This is a genomic window from Streptomyces monomycini, from assembly GCF_022271435.1.
Taxonomy (GTDB): Bacteria; Actinomycetota; Actinomycetes; order Streptomycetales; family Streptomycetaceae; genus Streptomyces; species Streptomyces monomycini.
The window spans coordinates 12581-27314 of the sequence record NZ_JAFIQY010000048.1; the positions used below are offsets into that span (position 1 = coordinate 12581).

Sequence of the window (14734 nt, forward strand, 5' to 3'; positions counted from 1 at the left end):
GGGACGCGTACCCGGGAGACGGCGGCCGGATGGCGCGAGCACTGCGCGCAAGCGGGCTGCCGCACCTGTGGGCGGCCCGCTACCCGGCGCTCGCCGGGCCGCTCGCGGGCGCGCGCGCTGCCGCGCATGTCAGCGGCTCGCTGGAGCGGCTGCCGAGGCCGTACCGAGTTGGCGCCGAGGTCGCGCTGCGCGTCGCCGGGCTCGTACCGGTGCCGAGTTCCGGCCCCACCGCCGCGTACGACCGGCTCGCGCGGCTCCCCGGTTTCGGCCGCTTCCTGGCCGTCACCGACGCCCTCGCGCTGTACGGAGCACTGGACGGGGCACGAGACGGAGCACCGGACGGGGCACGAGACGGAGCACCGAACAGCGCGCTGGACGGTGACCCGGACACATGACCCGCCGCCGCGCACCGTCCCGCACCCGCACCGTCCCCTGTGACGCCCTGGTCATCGGCTCCGGCGCCGGCGGCGCGGTCGCCGCGCTGGAACTGGCGCGGGCCGGCCACCGTACCGTCGTCCTGGAGGAAGGGCCCCGGACGAGCACCGCCGAGATCGCCGCCTCGGCACCCGCCGAGAACCTGCGCCGCCTCTACCGGGACGCCGGACTCACCCCGGTCTTCGGCAGCCCGGTCATCCCGTACGGCGAGGGCCGCTGCGTGGGCGGCAGCACGGTCGTCAACGGCGGGATCCTGTGGGCGCCGCCGGACGCGCTGCTGGAACGCTGGGCGCGGGTGATGGGCACCACCGACTACCGCGCCGGCCGGCTGGCGGAGCACGTCCGTACGGTGTCCGAGCGCCTCGGCGTCGGCGAGCAGCCGCACGGCGACGGCAACGCGGACTCCCGGCTGCTGGCGGGCGCGGCCGATGCCCTGGGCTGGCACTGGGCCGCCGCCCGGCGCGCGGCCCCCGGCTGCCGGCACCGCAACCGCTGCCCGACCGGCTGCCCCAGCGGCGCCAAGCGCAGCATGCTCGTCAGCTACCTGCCCGAAGCCGAGCGGTACGGCGCGCGCATCGAGCCGAACACGCGGGCTGTCCTGCTGCGGCACGACGGCCGGACCGTGCACGGCGTGACGGCCGTCAGCGGGCCGGCCGGGCTGGACGGACCGGGTGGGCCGGGTGGGCCGGGTGGGCCGGGCGGCGGCCCGGACGGTTCAAGCGGCTCGGGCGGCCCGGACGGTTCAGACGGCCGCACCCGCATCGAATACCGCCCCCGCACGGTCTTCCTCGCCGCCGGGGCAGTCGGCACCGCCCTCCTCCTCCAGCGCAGCGGCATCCACCGCCGCCACGCCGGGCGCGCCATGGGGTTCCACGTCAATTTCCGCCTGGTGGCCCGCCTCGCGGACCCGGTGCGCGCCACCCGGGGCACCATCTTCACCGCCCAGATACGGGAGTTCGACGAGCTGGGCATCCACCTGATGCCCGCCAACCTCACCGCCGGCTCACTGGCGGCGGCCCTCGCCGGGCACGGCCCCGCGGTGATCGACGCGCTGCTGGCGGACCTGGACAGCGTCCTCGTGTGCACGGTGCAGGTACGGATGAGCGGCCGCGTAGCCGTGCGCCAACTCGCGGGCGGCACACGGCTTTTACGGCACCACCTCACCCCGTACGACCACGGCCTGCTGCGCTTCGCGCTCGGCCGGGCGGCACGGCTGCTCTTCCGGGCGGGGGCCGTGGAGCTGTACCCGCCGTGCCCGGGGGTGCTGCGCTCGGACCGTACGGCGCAGGAGTTCGCCGCCCGGTCGGACCCGCGCGGCTGGAACCTGGTCTCCGTCCACGCCATGGGGTCCTGCCCGATGGGGCGTCCCGCGCTCGGCGGGGTGTGTGACCAGGACGGCCGGCCGTACGGTTTCACCAACCTCCGGCTGTGCGACGCGTCGGTGCTGCCGGGGCCGGCCGGTATCAGCCCGCAGGGCACCGTCCTGGCCTTCGCGCACGAGATCGTCGCCCGCCACCTCTCCGCTCCCCCACCGCTCCCCCTGAGGAGGCATGGTGACAGCGACACCACCCCCTGACGCCACGGGGCGCCCGCGCGGCCTGCTGCGCCCCACCGGGCCCGTCCTCGACTGCGACATCGCCGTCCTCGGCTCCGGCATGGGCGGCGCGACCCTCGCGTACGCGCTGCGCGGCACCGGCGCGCGGGTCCTGGTCGTGGAACGCGGCGACTTCCTGCCCCGGGAATGGCAGAACTGGTCGGCGCCCGCCGTCTTCACCGGCGCGCGCTACCGCAACGCCGAACCCTGGTACGACGCCCGGTCGGAACGGTTCTTCTCCCCCGGCGTGCACTACTACGTCGGCGGCAACACCAAGGTCTTCGGCGCCACCCTGCCGCGCTTCCGCGAGGCCGATTTCGGGCCGCTGGAACACGCCGAAGGCGTCTCGCCCGGCTGGCCGTTCCCGTACGGAGCGCTCGAACCGCACTACGCGCGCGCCGAACGCCTCTACCGGGTGCACGGCGCCCGTGCCGCCGATCCGACCGACCCGTGGCGCTCCGGCGACTACCCCTGGCCGGCCGTCCCCCACGAACCCGCGGTCGCCGCGCTCGCCGAGTCGCTGCGCGACCAGGGCCTGACACCGTTCGCCCTGCCCACCGGTGTGGACCTCCGGGAGGACGGCCGGTGCCTGCGCTGCGGCACCTGCGACGGCTTCCCCTGCCTGGTCGAGGCCAAGAGCGACGCCGACGTGTGCGCCCTGCGGCCCGCGCTGGCCTCGGGCAACGTCTCGCTGCTCACCCGGGCCACGGTCACCCGGCTGGTCACCGGCGCGTCCGGGCGGCGGGTCACCGAGGCGCTGGCCCAGTACGAAGGCCGTGAGCTGCGCATTCGCGCCGACCGGTTCGTCCTGGCCTGCGGCGCGGTCAACACGGCCGCGCTACTGCTGCGTTCGGAGCCCGGCGCCTTGCGTACGGGACCGGTACGGACCACCGGCCTGGCGAACGGGTCCGGGCAGGCCGGGCGCAACTACATGGTGCACAACAGCACCTTCCTCATGGCCGTCGATCCACGCCACGCCAATGACGTCGTCTTCCAGAAGACGCTGGGCGTCAACGACTGGTACCTGGGCAACGGCTCGCACGGGCCCCTGGGCAACATCCAGGCCCTGGGCAAGCTGCGTCCCCCGTCGGCGGGCGGACTGTGGCCCCGGACACCGCGCCCGCTGCTCGCCGCCGCCACCCGGCGCAGCATCGACCTGTACCTCACCAGCGAGGACCTGCCGGTGCCCGAGAACCGGGTGGCCGTCGGCCCCGGAGGCCGGACCGAGGTGCACTGGCGGCCGGTGAACCTGCCGCCGCACCGCGAACTGGCCCGCCGCGCCGCACGGATGATGCACCGCGCGGGCTTCCCCCTGGTCCGCACCCGGCGGATGGGCATCGCCGTCAACTCGCACCAGTGCGGCACGGCGGTCGCCGGGGACGACCCGGCGGCCAGCGTCGTCGACCCGGGGTGCAAGGCCCATGAGCTGGACAACCTGTGGGTCGCGGACAGCTCCTGGTTCCCGTCGTCGGCGGCGGTCAACCCGGCACTGACGATCGCCGCCAACGCGCTGCGCATCGCGCCGGGTGTGGCGGGGGTTCCGGCGGTTCCGGAGGAGACGTACGGAGTCCGCGCGGCCGAGGAGACGTACGAAACCCGCACGGCCGACGCCCCCCGCGACGCCGGTGCCGCCCGCACCTCCGACGCGGCGCGTGGCGGCCCCGGGGACGAAGGAGCCGCCGGCCCATGATCGCCGACCACGCCTACGAGCTGATCACCGACGACATCTTCCTGCGCCTGCCCGGGCTGCTGCCGCACGCCGAACTCTTCCTCAAGCTGGAAGGCCTCAACCCGGCCGGCTCGGTCAAGCTCAAGACCGCCACCGGCCTGGTCGAGGACGCCGAACGCCGCGGCCTGCTGCGCCCCGGCGGCGCGCTGATCGAGTCCTCCTCCGGCAACCTGGGCATCGCCCTGAGCGCCGTCTGCGCCGCCAAGGGCTACACCTTCACCTGCGTCACCGACCCGCACGTACCGCGGCAGAGCGTCGCCCTGATGCGCGCGTTCGGCGCCCATGTGTGTGTCGTGGACACCCCCGACGGCAACGGCGGCTACCTCGGCGGCCGGATCGCCCTGATCCGCAGCGCCCTGGACCTCGACCCGTCCCTGACCTGGCTCAACCAGTACGCCAACGCCGCCAACCCGGCCGTGCACGCGGCCCGTACCGCCGCTGCCGTGCTGCGCGAGATCCGCGCCGTGGACTACCTCTTCGTCGGCGCCGGCACCACCGGCACCGTCATGGGCTGCGCCGCGCACTTCCGCCGCTGCTCGCCCCGGACCACCGTGGTCGCCGTGGACGCCGAGGGCTCGGTGACCTTCGGCGGCCCGCCCGGCACCCGCCGCATACCGGGCCTGGGCACCAGCCGGGTGCCGGAGCTCTGCCGCCCGCGCGCCGTGCACCGGGTGGTCGCCGTACCCGAACGGGACGCCGTACGGATGTGCCGCCGCCTCGCCCGCTCCCACGGCCTGGCCGTCGGCGGCTCCACCGGCTCCGTGCTCTGCGCCGTCCTGCGGCTGCGGTCCGGCATCCCGCCGGGCGCCCGTGTGGTGGCGCTCTCCGCCGACCTCGGGGACCGCTACCTGGACACCGTGTACGACGACGCCTGGGTCACCGAGCACTTCGGCGCCGCGACGGCCGGCCGTACGCCGCGGCCCGGCACCGCGCAGTCCGCCCCAGAGGAGGTGCGTTGAATGAACCCGCCCACCGCGAACGCCGCCCCGGCCCCGACCACGAACGCCGCCCCGGACTCCGTCGAGCTGCATGGCGCCGACGGCCTCCAGGACCTGTACTGGCCCCCCGTCCACCCCTTCGCCACCCTCGACCCCGCACTCGTCCGCTTCCTGGCCGCTCCCCCGCCCGCCCAGACCACGCACCTCGCCCGCCTGCGCGCCGACCCCGAGGCCCACGGCCGCTTCCTCCACGACCACCTGGCCACCCTCTACGCCCACTCCTTCGGCTACCGCGACGGCCCGGCCGCCCACGCCCCCGACGACGACCTGGAGATCGCCCTGTACGCGGCGCGCACCCGGCTGGAGCACGAGTTCCTGACGTACGGCTGTGCCCCCGGGCCCTTACCGGCCCTGCGGAACCAGGAGGCGGCCGCCGACCATCTGGAAGCGCTGGCCGCCGACAACCCCGGCGCCTCCCACCCCCTCTTCCGCTTCCTCGCCACCGACGCCACCCGCGAGCAGATCGAGTACTTCCTGCGCTGCGAACTGATCCGCAACGAGATCGTGGACGACGAGGTCGCCCTGCTCGTCGTCGGCCTCCAGGGACAGCAGAAGGCCGTCGCGGCGGCCAACCTGTGGGACGAGTGCGGGCGCGGCCGGCTGGAGAACTTCCACACGTACTGGCTGCGCCGCCAGCTCGGCTCCCCCGCCGGGTGGGAAGCGCTGGCCCGCTACCGCCGCGCCCACCCGTGGTTCGCCAAGCCCACCTCCAACCTCTTCGCCGCGCTGCTGCTGCGCCCGGCGCGCGTGCAGGCCGCGTACGGCTGCTTCCTCGTCTTCGAAAGCTGGGTCGAGCCGCACTTCACCCTCCTCCTGGAGGGAATGACGCGGGTGGGCATCCACGACGACGACATGCGCGTGTACTACACGGCCCACACCCGCATCGACCCCCGCCACAGCCGGGAACTGTGCGACGGGCTGCGCGCCCAGCGCCCCCGCCTCACACCCCCGGAGGTGCGGGCTGCCCTGTACGGGGCCCACCTCGCGGTCGACACGGGCGTGCGGCAGTACGACCGTATCCGGCGTCACTTGGAGACCATGGGCCCGCGGAGCGTTCGCGCGCCGCGGCCCCAGGACCACTGAGGCCGGCTGCGATCGGAGGAAGCATGACGGACCCGGACCGGAGCGCCCGACAGCAGGCGGGGGCGGCCGACGCCGTACTGACCCTGCCCGGCACGATCCTCACCACGCCAGGGCCCGGCCGGGCGAACGGCGGCCCCGGCGGCTGCACCCTCGGCCTCGACATCGGCGGCACCTTCGTCAAGTCCGCGCTGGTCGCCGCCGACGGCACGGTCCGGCACGAGAGCCGCTGCCCGACCCGGAGCGCGGACGGCCCCGACGCGGTCCTGCGCGCCGTCCTCGACCACGCCGCCGAGGCCCTGGCCGTGGCCCGCGACGCGGGCGAGGACGTCCGCGCGGTGGGCATCGCCTCCTGCGGGCTGGTGGACGAGGACACGGGCACCGTCGTGTTCTCCGCGTCCATCCAGTGGCGCGACCTGCCGCTGCGGCGGCTGGCGTCGGAGCGCCTGGGGCTGCCGGTCGCCCTCGGGCACGACGTACGGTCCGGCGGGCTCGCCGAAGCGCGGCTGGGCGCCGGGCGCGGCCACCGGGCCGTCCTGTTCGTGCCCGTCGGTACGGGGGTGGGCGGCGCGCTGCTGCTGGACGGGAAGCCGTTCCCGGGCAGCCACTGGCGCTCGGCGGAGGTCGGGCACGTCGTCACCCGGCCGGACGGCGACGCCTGCCCGTGCGGCCAGCGCGGCTGCCTGGACACCATCGCGGGCGGTGTCGCCGTCGCACGCCGCTACAACCAACGGTGCGGTGCGCTGCCCCCGGTCTCCGGCGCCGAGGAGGTGGCGCGGCGCGCGGCGGCCGGGGACCCGGCGGCCGTCCAGGTGTGGGAGGAGGCGGCCGACGCGATGGCCCAGACGCTGCTGGCGGCGGTCACGCTCTTCGACCCGGCCGTTCTGGTGCTGGGCGGCGGGCTCAGCCAGGCGGGCGAGCAGCTGCGGGCGCCGCTGCGGCGCGGCCTCGAACAGCGGGCCGCCTTCCAGGCGCTGCCCGACCTCGTCTTCGCCCAGCTGGGTGAACGGGCGGGCCGGATCGGGGCCGGACTGCTGGCCTGGGACCTCCTCCACGCCCACGAAGGCGTACGGGCATGAGCCGCCAAGGCCGGACAGAAGCGGTCGCGTCGGTGCCCGTAAGCGGGCACAGCCCGCCCCAGCCGCACACCCGCGTCGGCTGCCGACCCGGCCCTGACCGGCCGTGCGGCCCCCGCTGACCAGGTCTGCCCGCGGCGCGGCGGGCGCGGGGGAAACGGGCATGTACACCGCAGTGGGCGCGGCGGACCGCCCCCGAGGGCCGTCCATCGGGTTCGCTCTTCCCAGCCGGGTTCTCCTCCCCTGAAAGGGGCCCGACCATGAAGCACCCCGCCTCCGGGGCCGGTCCTGCCGGCTCCGGAGCCCCCCACCCCGCCGTCACCACGGAAACCGCCGGCACCGCCGCGGCCGGCCCCCACGCCGCGCCCGGCGGCCCGGACCGCCACCTCGTCGAGGGCCGCACCATCGTCGAGGGCCGCACCATCGACGCCGTACCGGAGACCGAACGGCACGGCCGTCCGCGCGACCTGTTCGCCGTCTGGTTCGCCGCCAACATCAGCCCGCTGACCATCGTCTCCGGCACCATCGCCCCGCTCGTCTTCGGCCTCGGCCTGTGGCCCGCCATCGCCGCCGTGACCCTCGGCAACCTGCTCGGCGGGTTCCTGATGGCCCTGCACGCGGCGCAGGGCCCGCGGCTCGGCGTCCCGCAGATGATCCAGAGCCGCGGCCAGTTCGGCAGCCACGGATCGCTGCTGGTCACGCTGGTCGTCGTCTTCATGTACGCGGGCTGGTTCGCGTCCAACCTGGTCATCGCCGGACAGGCACTGAACCGGTCGGTGCCCGCCGTGGACACTTCCGGCTGGCTGGTGCTCTGCGCGCTGGCCGGGCTGGTCGTCGCCGTCGTCGGCTACCGCCTGATCCACCGCGTCGGCCGCTGGGCCACCGTCGTCACCCTCGCGCTGCTCGCCCTGTGCGCCGTACGGGTGTTCATGACCCCCGGCGTCCTCGAACGCGCCACGGACGCCACCGGCTTCACCCTCTCCGGCTTCGTCGGCATGACCGCGATCGGCATCCTGCTCCAGATCACCTACGCCCCGTACGTCTCGGACTACACCCGCTACATGCCCGCGCACGCCGCGTCCCGCCGCTCCACCCTGTGGTTCACCTACTGGGGCAGTGTCCTGGGCAGCGTGCTGCCGATGTTCCTCGGCATCGTGATGGGCCTGGCGGTGGCCGACGACGCGATCGCCGGGCTGGACGCCGTCCTCGGCGGCACCCTGTCGGCCGTCGTGCTGTGCTCCTTCGCCGTCATCGTCGTGCACGTCAACTCGATGAACCTGTACGGCACTTCGCTGTGCCTGGTGACCGCCGCCCAGACGTTCCGGCACAACTGGCTGCCGGGCCGTCCGACCCGTACGGCGCTGATCGCGGGCCCGCTCGCCCTCGGCCTCACCCTCGCCCTGGCCTTCCAGGACACCTTCCTCGCCTCGTACACCGACTTCCTGGCGATCCTCCAGTACGTCCTGATCCCGTGGACCGCCATCAACCTCGTCGACTACTACCTGATCCGGCGCGGCCACTACCACGTACCGTCCTTCTTCGCCCCCGGCGGCGGCGTGTACGGGCGGATCAACGGCCCGGCCGTCCTGGTCTACGCCGTCAGCTTCGCGCTGGAGGTCCCCTTCATGCACACCTCGGCCTACACCGGGCCGGTCGCCGCGTCCCTCGACGGGATAGACCTCTCCTGGGCCGTGGGCCTGCTGGTCCCCACCGTCGCGTACTGGCTCATCGCCCGCCGCCGCACCGCGTCCGACCTGCTCGCCACCACGGCCCCCGCGTCCGCCCTCCCCCAGGAAGGCTCCTGACCATGTCCACCATCCCCGACTTACGCGCCGAGGCGGCCCGCCTCCTGCACACCAACCGCTACCTCACCCTCGCGACCGCCGGGCCCGACGGCACCCCCTGGGCCGTCCCCGTCACCTACGCCTGGGACGACGCGGACCACTTCTACTGGTGGTCCGCGTCGGACGCGGCGCACTCCCGCAACATCGCGGCCAACCCCGCCGTCTCGGTCCTGATCTTCGACTCCCAGGTGACCGACTCCGAGGCGCAGGCCCTCTACGGGGAAGGCACCGCCCACGCCCTCGCCCCGGCCGACCTGCCGGCGGCCCTCGCGGTCTTCTACGCCCGCCGCTACCCCGACCCGGTCCTCCGCGCCCGCAAGGCCCGACGGCCGGCCGAATTCCAGGGCGGCTCCCCGAAGCGCTTCTACTGCGCCACCGTCCACGCCTACTCGGCCCTCAGCCCCGACCCTCACCCGGTCCACGGCGACGCGGTGCCCCACCGGGTCACCTTTCCGTTCACCACGGCGTGGGCGAAGGCGTACGAGCCGGGGTGAGGCGGTCTCAGGACGACACGGACAGGGCGGGTCTCAGAGGCACTTACGCCGCCAGGCGAGCAGCCCCACCAGTGCGACGGGCCCGAAGACGGCGGCCTTGACGGCCAGCTTCGTCGTCAGCCAGGCGAAACCAGGAGCCCACAGCCCCAACCACCAGGCCAGCAACAGTGCCAGGCCCACCACCAGGACGACACACACCGCGGACACCGCTATGCGGGCCGCCCGGTTGCCGAGCTGTTCCGCGATCTCCCCCTCGCTCATGAGGGTGATTCTAGAGACGAGGGCGACACACCGCGGCCTCAGGTAGTGATCTTGCCAAGGATGTCCGGATGGCGTCGGCCGTGCCCCGTAGCCGCTTCATACACGGCCCCGGCCCGCAGGACGGCCAGGTCGGCGCGCGGCGGACCGACGATCTGGAGGCCCACCGGGAGCCCGCCCGGGGTGAAGCCCGCCGGTACGGACAGGGCGGGCACGCCCAGTACGGACACGAAGTAGGCCGAACGCATCCAGTCGATGTAGGTGTACTGCGGCTGCCCGGCGACCGTCTCCGGGTACTCCGCCGCCGCGTCGAACGGCGCGACCTGGGACACCGGCGCCAGCAGCACGTCGTACCGGGTGAAGAAGTCGACGACGCCCAGATGCAGCCGCGCGCGGTCGGCCGTGGCACGGGCCAGGTCGGGGCCGGTCAGGCGGCGGCCCTGCTCGATGTTCCAGGCCAGGCTCGGCTTCAGGGCCTCGGGGGACGCGTCGAGCGCCGCGCCGAGCGCCAGGTCGAAGTGGTGGGCCCGCAGCACACGGAAGACGTCGTCGGCCCCGTCCAGGTCCGGGCAGTCCTCCTCGACCCGGCACCCGAGCTGCCGGAACACCTCCGTCTGCGGCTCCAGCACCTCCCGCACCTCGGCGTCGACCGGCACCCGGCCGCCCAGGTCAGGCGTCCAGGCCACGCGCAGCCCGGCGAGATCACCCGCCGGCGGCTCGCGGAACGACGCTCCCGGCCCCTCCAGGCTCACCGGGCAGCGCGGATCGGGCCCCGCCATGACCGAGAGCAGCAGCGCGGCGTCGGCGACCGTACGGGCCATCGGGCCCGGCACGGTCAGCGTGTCCCACGGGTTCCACGCCGGGTACGACGGCACCCGGCCGGGGGTCGGACGCAGCCCGACGACGTTGCAGAACGAGGCGGGATTGCGCAGCGAACCGCCCATGTCGGAACCGTCGGCGAGGGGGAGCAGCCCGGCGGCCAGCGCGGCCGCCGCGCCGCCGCTGCTGCCGCCCGCCGAGCGGGTGAGGTCGTACGGGTTGCGGGTCACCCCGAAGACCGGGTTGAACGTGTGCGAACCGGCCCCGAACTCGGGCACGTTGGTCTTCCCCATACGGATCGCACCGGCGGCCTGGATGCGCTGGACGAGCAGTTCGTCCTCGTCGGGGACGGTGTCCGCGTGCAGCGGCGAGCCGTACGTGGTGCGCATGCCGCGGGTGAGGTGGGTGTCCTTGAAGGCGATGGGCAGCCCGTGCAAAGGTCCGGCCGGGCCGCCGCGCGCCAGGTGCTCGTCGGCGGCCGCGGCAGCCGCCATCGCGCCCTCGGGGTCGAGGGAGACGAGGGCGTTCACGCGCGGGTTGACGCGCTCGATGCGGTCCAGGTGGGCCTGGACGACTTCCCTCGCGGACAGCTCGCGGCGGCGGATGCGGGCGGCGAGGTCGGCGGCGTCGGTGTAGGTGAGGCCGGTGGTGTCGTCGTCGGCGGTGTCGTTGCCGGCGGTGTCGGTGAGGTCGTGGTCACCACTCATACCCGCAACCCAACACCGTCCATCAGCGCGCCCACCACCCCCCGGGCCCGCCCGACGGCTTCCTCGTCGCCCGTCCGCAGGCCGCGCGCCCACGCCTCCGCGGCGTCCAGTGCGGCGAGCGCCGGCAGCGCGTACCGCTCCGCGTCCGTCAGCTCCCGCCCGTAACCGCGCAGGAAGGCGGCGCGCAGAACCGGGTCACGCAGGCACGCGCCGTACGCCACCCGAACGAGGTCTTCCGCCGCGCACCCCAGCCGCGCCTGCGCGAACCCGGCGAGCGCCAGCCGCCGTCCCGCCGCGTCCCACAGGAAGTGGTGCTCGCCGACATCGCCGTGCAGGAAGCCGCCGGGCAGCGGTGGGAGCAGGTGGAGCACCGCGGCCCGGCCCAGGAGGAACTGCCGCTCCGCCGCGTCGAGTACGCCCGCGTCCGTCAGCTGTGCCACCTGCTCCTCGGCGGCGGCGTGCCGGACCGCGGCCCACTGGTCCGCGCCGCCCGCCGGACCCACCGCGCCCGCCGGGCCGCACGCGTCGTGCAGGCGGCGCAGCAGCCCGCCCGCCTGCCGGTACAGCTCCGTACGGTCGGCACGGCCCGGCGCGGAGCCGGGCGCACCGGCCCCCGGAACGGCGGTGAGCAGCAGCGCGAGGCGGCCCGGGTCGCTGTCGACGAGGACCGGCGCGTGCGCGTGGCCGAGGGCGGGGACGGCGTGCCGGTACGCGTGCGTCTCACGCGTGTAGCGGTCCGGCGTCGGCGCCACCTTGAGGAAGAACCGGGCCGCGTCCGCGCGCGTCAGCTCCCACACCCGCGCGCCGGCCCGCTGCCGCGCGACGTCACGGACCTCGGTGATCTCACCGCCGGCCCGGCTGCGGGCCCAGGCGACGACGGTGTTCGGGACGGTTGGCACAGTTCCTCCTCGGTTGACGCCGGTTCGGACGGGTGCTCGCAGAACGAGGCCCGCGGACCGTTCGTCACGGTCCCACGAGGGCGCCCTCTCGGTCGAAAGTTCGACCGGCCCGTCAACGCGCGGCCCGGCACGGGGCGTCCGCGGCACGGTTCACCCGGCCGTGGCGCACCACCCGATCCGGGGATTGCGGGCTGCCGGTTGGCTGGAAGTCGGCAGCGACGGGACGGTCGCCACCCTACGGAGTTGTACAGTTGCGCAATCCAGCAACTTAATCAGCGCTGCGCGCGAGCGCACCGATCCGCCGGGGGGATCCACATGCCAGGCACCGACTCCCTACGGACCGAGGTGGACGCCGCCTTCGCGCACGCCCTCGGCCAGGCACTCGACTCCCCGGAGGTCAGGGAGGTGATGCGCCGCGCCCCGGGAGCCGCCGACCGCGAACAGCTGCGCGCCCGGGCCCGCCGGGAACGCGACACCCTCTGCGCCGCCGCGGCTCCCGAGTACGCGACGTACACCCGACTACGCTCCGCGCACGGCGCGACGCCTTCCCGTGAAGCGTCTCCGGAGCCCCGCACGGCCTCGGACTCCGGCGGCGGCCTGCTGCCCGCCCTCGCCGTCCTCGTACCGAGCCTGGGCGCGGTGGCCGCCGTCCTCTTCCTCGCGATCGGCTTCGGGATGCGGCTCGTCGGCTTCCACCGGCAGTTCGCCGACGAGCTGGTGTACGCGGGCTGGCTCGCCGCGGGCATCGCGGCGGCGGCGACCGTGGCCGGGCTGGCCTGGATGCTGGTGACCGCGGCCCGCAACCGCTCGGCGACGACCGCGGGCGGCGACCCGGCTCCCGACGCTGACGCCGGCCCCCGTACCGGGGAGCCCGAGGTGGCACAGGCCCGCGCGGCGTGGCAGCGCGCGCTGCTGGAGCGCGGCGTCCTGCCGTTCCTGCTGGACCACATCCGCGCCCAGGAGGAAGAGACCCGCACGGCCCCGACGCCGGCACCGGCGGCCCGCACCCGCCCCGGCTACTCCGCTCCCGAATACGGCAGCCCGGAGTACGCCAGCCCCGAGTACGCCAGTCCTGGCTACGGGAGGCCCGCCTACGGGAGCCCGGCGTACGAAAGTCCCGACCGCTAGGTCCTGCCGTCGCATTCCCGTCGTACGCCCGAAGGGCGGCAGGCGGGAATCCGACGACAGAGCCCAGGGCGATCCGAGTTATCCACAGGGCTGGTTGTGAGCCACGCCACAAAGGCACTATGGGTGCATGACCAGGGCCACCGGCCGCGCGCCGTCCGGGCCGCCGCAGCCGTCGCCGCGGCGGTACAACGACGTGCTCCGGCTGTACGACGCGCCCCTGCACCGGGACTGGGCGTTCTGGCTCACTGTCGGGATCGCCGTCCTGACGGCGCTCAGCATCGGCACGAGCCAGGAGCAGACGAGCGGCCTGCCCCGCTGGCTGGACACACTGCTCGCGACGCTCACCTTCGCCCTGCTCTTCGGGGTGGTGCCTGCGTGGATCCGGCTGGGCACCCGCAGGTGGCGGTGGCGTGAACGACCGAGCCCCCCGAAGCCGCCGCCCGACACGACGTCACCCCCGATCCCCGCCTCGCGCCCCACCCCGTCCCCGCACGCCACCCCACCCCCTCGCACCACCGCGACCCCTCTCGCCACCCCTGCCCCTCGCCCCGCCCCGGCTCCCCGCACCGACCCGTCACCCCCTCGCCCCGCCCCACCGAGACGCACACCTCCACCCCCACCCCACGGCCCCGCCCGCCCCGAGTCCGCGTACCCTCCGTCCCCCGACCCCTTGGCCGCCGCCCGCCGCGCCTTCCCCCACCCCGTGGCCCGGACCGTGCACGAGATGCAGCGGGCGCACACCGCCAAGGACCGCCACGAGGCGCTGCTCGAAGCCGGCGAGACGCTCGCCGCCACCGTCGCCGTCACCGCGGCGGGCCTGCTCACGGCGCACGGCGCCGGGGAGCGCAACCTCGCGGAGCTGCGTACGGCCCTCGCCGGCACCGGCACCACCTTCGGCACCTGGACGGTCTGGCTCCACCACCTGTGCAAGGTCGCGCGGGAGCGCACGGACGTGGTTCCCGGCCTCGCGGAGGCCCTCCGGGACGACTCCCAGATGGCGGCCCGGCCGGACGACCCCGGCCTCGCCCAGTTCCTCGACCGCCTCAAGGGCGAACGCAACCGCACCTCGCACGGCGACAAGCCGCGGACCCAGGAGGAGGCCGCCCTGCGCGTCACCGAGCATCAGCTCACCCTCGAACAGGCGCTGATATCCGCCCAGTTCCTCACCGGGCTGCCCTGGCTGCTCACCGTCTCGTGCGCCTACCAGCGCCGTACCGGCACGTTCGAGGTCGTGGCGGACCATCTGATGGGCGACCACCCGGACTTCGACCGGCTGACCTTCTCCTGCCCGGCCCCGGTCGCCGACGACACGGTGTACGTCCTCAGCCCGGCGGGCCCGGTCGCCCTGTCGCCGTTCGTCGCCAGCCTGTACTGCGCGCAGTGCGGGCGCCGCGAGATCTGCCATGCCAACAACGCGGGGCGCCGCAACCGCCCGGCGGCCTACAAGAGCTTCGGCCGCGGGCACGTCATCCCGTACCCCGAACTGGACGAGGAGATAGCCGCCCTGCCCGGCCCGCGGCCGTCGCCCCGTCCATCGCCCCGTCCGGGCCGCCGCGATCCTTAGCTCGTAATGGGATTCATTTTCATATAGCCTCGTCCGGACCGGCACCGGCACGTCCGCGCCCGCCACCCGGCGGTGCCTCGCGTGCCCGTCAGCACACCCGCGCCCAGGA

At 74.8% G+C, this 14734-nt stretch carries 13 protein-coding genes; 10 read left to right on the forward strand and 3 right to left on the reverse strand.

Translation table 11 applies throughout. The features are described from left to right. Positions 1 to 29 precede the first annotated feature (29 nt). From JXZ78_RS34815 to JXZ78_RS40490, 8 genes are all read left to right on the forward strand, one after another. On the forward strand, positions 30 to 395 hold the full coding sequence (locus JXZ78_RS34815; protein WP_238783574.1) for a hypothetical protein: 366 nt from the start codon (positions 30 to 32) through the stop codon (positions 393 to 395). Continuing rightward, complete coding sequence (locus JXZ78_RS34820; protein WP_030024997.1) at positions 392 to 2011, forward strand: GMC family oxidoreductase N-terminal domain-containing protein; 1620 nt, start codon at positions 392 to 394, stop codon at positions 2009 to 2011. The genes JXZ78_RS34815 and JXZ78_RS34820 overlap by 4 nt, the downstream gene beginning before the upstream one ends. Then, positions 1986 to 3719, forward strand: a complete 1734-nt coding sequence (locus JXZ78_RS34825) for an FAD-dependent oxidoreductase (protein WP_078624724.1) — start codon at positions 1986 to 1988, stop codon at positions 3717 to 3719. The genes JXZ78_RS34820 and JXZ78_RS34825 overlap by 26 nt, the downstream gene beginning before the upstream one ends. Beyond that, complete coding sequence (gene sbnA / locus JXZ78_RS34830; RefSeq protein WP_030025000.1) at positions 3716 to 4717, forward strand: 2,3-diaminopropionate biosynthesis protein SbnA; 1002 nt, start codon at positions 3716 to 3718, stop codon at positions 4715 to 4717. The genes JXZ78_RS34825 and sbnA overlap by 4 nt, the downstream gene beginning before the upstream one ends. Continuing rightward, the gene (locus JXZ78_RS34835) at positions 4718 to 5839 is read left to right on the forward strand and encodes an iron-containing redox enzyme family protein (RefSeq protein ID WP_030025002.1); all 1122 of its coding nucleotides are present in this window, start codon (positions 4718 to 4720) and stop codon (positions 5837 to 5839) included. It abuts the gene before it with no gap. Positions 5840 to 5862: 23 nt separating this feature from the next. Further along, positions 5863 to 6915, forward strand: a complete 1053-nt coding sequence (locus tag JXZ78_RS34840) for an ROK family protein (RefSeq protein WP_078624725.1) — start codon at positions 5863 to 5865, stop codon at positions 6913 to 6915. A gap of 257 nt (positions 6916 to 7172) precedes the next feature. Further along, complete coding sequence (locus JXZ78_RS34845) at positions 7173 to 8717, forward strand: purine-cytosine permease family protein (protein WP_050503087.1); 1545 nt, start codon at positions 7173 to 7175, stop codon at positions 8715 to 8717. A gap of 2 nt (positions 8718 to 8719) precedes the next feature. Next, entirely contained in the window at positions 8720 to 9250 is a 531-nt protein-coding gene (locus JXZ78_RS40490; protein ID WP_050503088.1) for a pyridoxamine 5'-phosphate oxidase family protein, read from the forward strand. Positions 9251 to 9283: 33 nt separating this feature from the next. On the opposite strand, the gene JXZ78_RS34855 is transcribed toward JXZ78_RS40490, so the two are convergent. Genes JXZ78_RS34855 through JXZ78_RS34865 form a run of 3 tightly spaced genes read right to left on the reverse strand, consistent with a single transcriptional unit; the run spans position 9284 to position 11933 of the window. Further along, positions 9284 to 9511, reverse strand: a complete 228-nt coding sequence (locus tag JXZ78_RS34855; protein ID WP_030025006.1) for a hypothetical protein — start codon at positions 9509 to 9511, stop codon at positions 9284 to 9286. 38 nt (positions 9512 to 9549) lie between these two features. Continuing rightward, positions 9550 to 11034: an amidase gene (locus tag JXZ78_RS34860; RefSeq protein WP_033040328.1), complete on the reverse strand. Its 1485-nt coding sequence runs from the start codon at positions 11032 to 11034 to the stop codon at positions 9550 to 9552. Then, complete coding sequence (locus JXZ78_RS34865) at positions 11031 to 11933, reverse strand: aminoglycoside phosphotransferase family protein (protein WP_050503089.1); 903 nt, start codon at positions 11931 to 11933, stop codon at positions 11031 to 11033. Before JXZ78_RS34865 ends, JXZ78_RS34860 begins: the two co-directional genes overlap by 4 nt. 315 nt (positions 11934 to 12248) lie before the next feature. Between JXZ78_RS34865 and JXZ78_RS34870 the strand changes: the two genes are divergently transcribed. Next, entirely contained in the window at positions 12249 to 13061 is an 813-nt protein-coding gene (locus JXZ78_RS34870; protein WP_030025009.1) for a hypothetical protein, read from the forward strand. A 127-nt stretch (positions 13062 to 13188) separates the two neighbouring features. Beyond that, positions 13189 to 14625 carry a hypothetical protein gene (locus JXZ78_RS34875; protein WP_238783575.1) on the forward strand — a complete coding sequence of 479 codons (1437 nt, stop codon included), beginning with the start codon at positions 13189 to 13191 and terminating at the stop codon, positions 14623 to 14625. The last annotated feature ends 109 nt before the right edge of the window (positions 14626 to 14734 follow it).

Coding starts and splice junctions, on each gene's coding strand:
- JXZ78_RS34845 (WP_050503087.1), top strand. CDS start 7,173: ATGAAGCACCCCGCCTCCGGGGCCGGTCCTGCCGGCTCCGGAGCCCCC.
- JXZ78_RS34855 (WP_030025006.1), bottom strand. CDS start 9,511: ATGAGCGAGGGGGAGATCGCGGAACAGCTCGGCAACCGGGCGGCCCGC.
- JXZ78_RS34875 (WP_238783575.1), top strand. CDS start 13,189: ATGACCAGGGCCACCGGCCGCGCGCCGTCCGGGCCGCCGCAGCCGTCG.
- JXZ78_RS34820 (WP_030024997.1), top strand. CDS start 392: ATGACCCGCCGCCGCGCACCGTCCCGCACCCGCACCGTCCCCTGTGAC.
- JXZ78_RS34870 (WP_030025009.1), top strand. CDS start 12,249: ATGCCAGGCACCGACTCCCTACGGACCGAGGTGGACGCCGCCTTCGCG.
- sbnA (WP_030025000.1), top strand. CDS start 3,716: ATGATCGCCGACCACGCCTACGAGCTGATCACCGACGACATCTTCCTG.
- JXZ78_RS34825 (WP_078624724.1), top strand. CDS start 1,986: ATGGTGACAGCGACACCACCCCCTGACGCCACGGGGCGCCCGCGCGGC.
- JXZ78_RS34815 (WP_238783574.1), top strand. CDS start 30: ATGGCGCGAGCACTGCGCGCAAGCGGGCTGCCGCACCTGTGGGCGGCC.
- JXZ78_RS34860 (WP_033040328.1), bottom strand. CDS start 11,034: ATGAGTGGTGACCACGACCTCACCGACACCGCCGGCAACGACACCGCC.
- JXZ78_RS40490 (WP_050503088.1), top strand. CDS start 8,720: ATGTCCACCATCCCCGACTTACGCGCCGAGGCGGCCCGCCTCCTGCAC.
- JXZ78_RS34835 (WP_030025002.1), top strand. CDS start 4,718: ATGAACCCGCCCACCGCGAACGCCGCCCCGGCCCCGACCACGAACGCC.
- JXZ78_RS34840 (WP_078624725.1), top strand. CDS start 5,863: ATGACGGACCCGGACCGGAGCGCCCGACAGCAGGCGGGGGCGGCCGAC.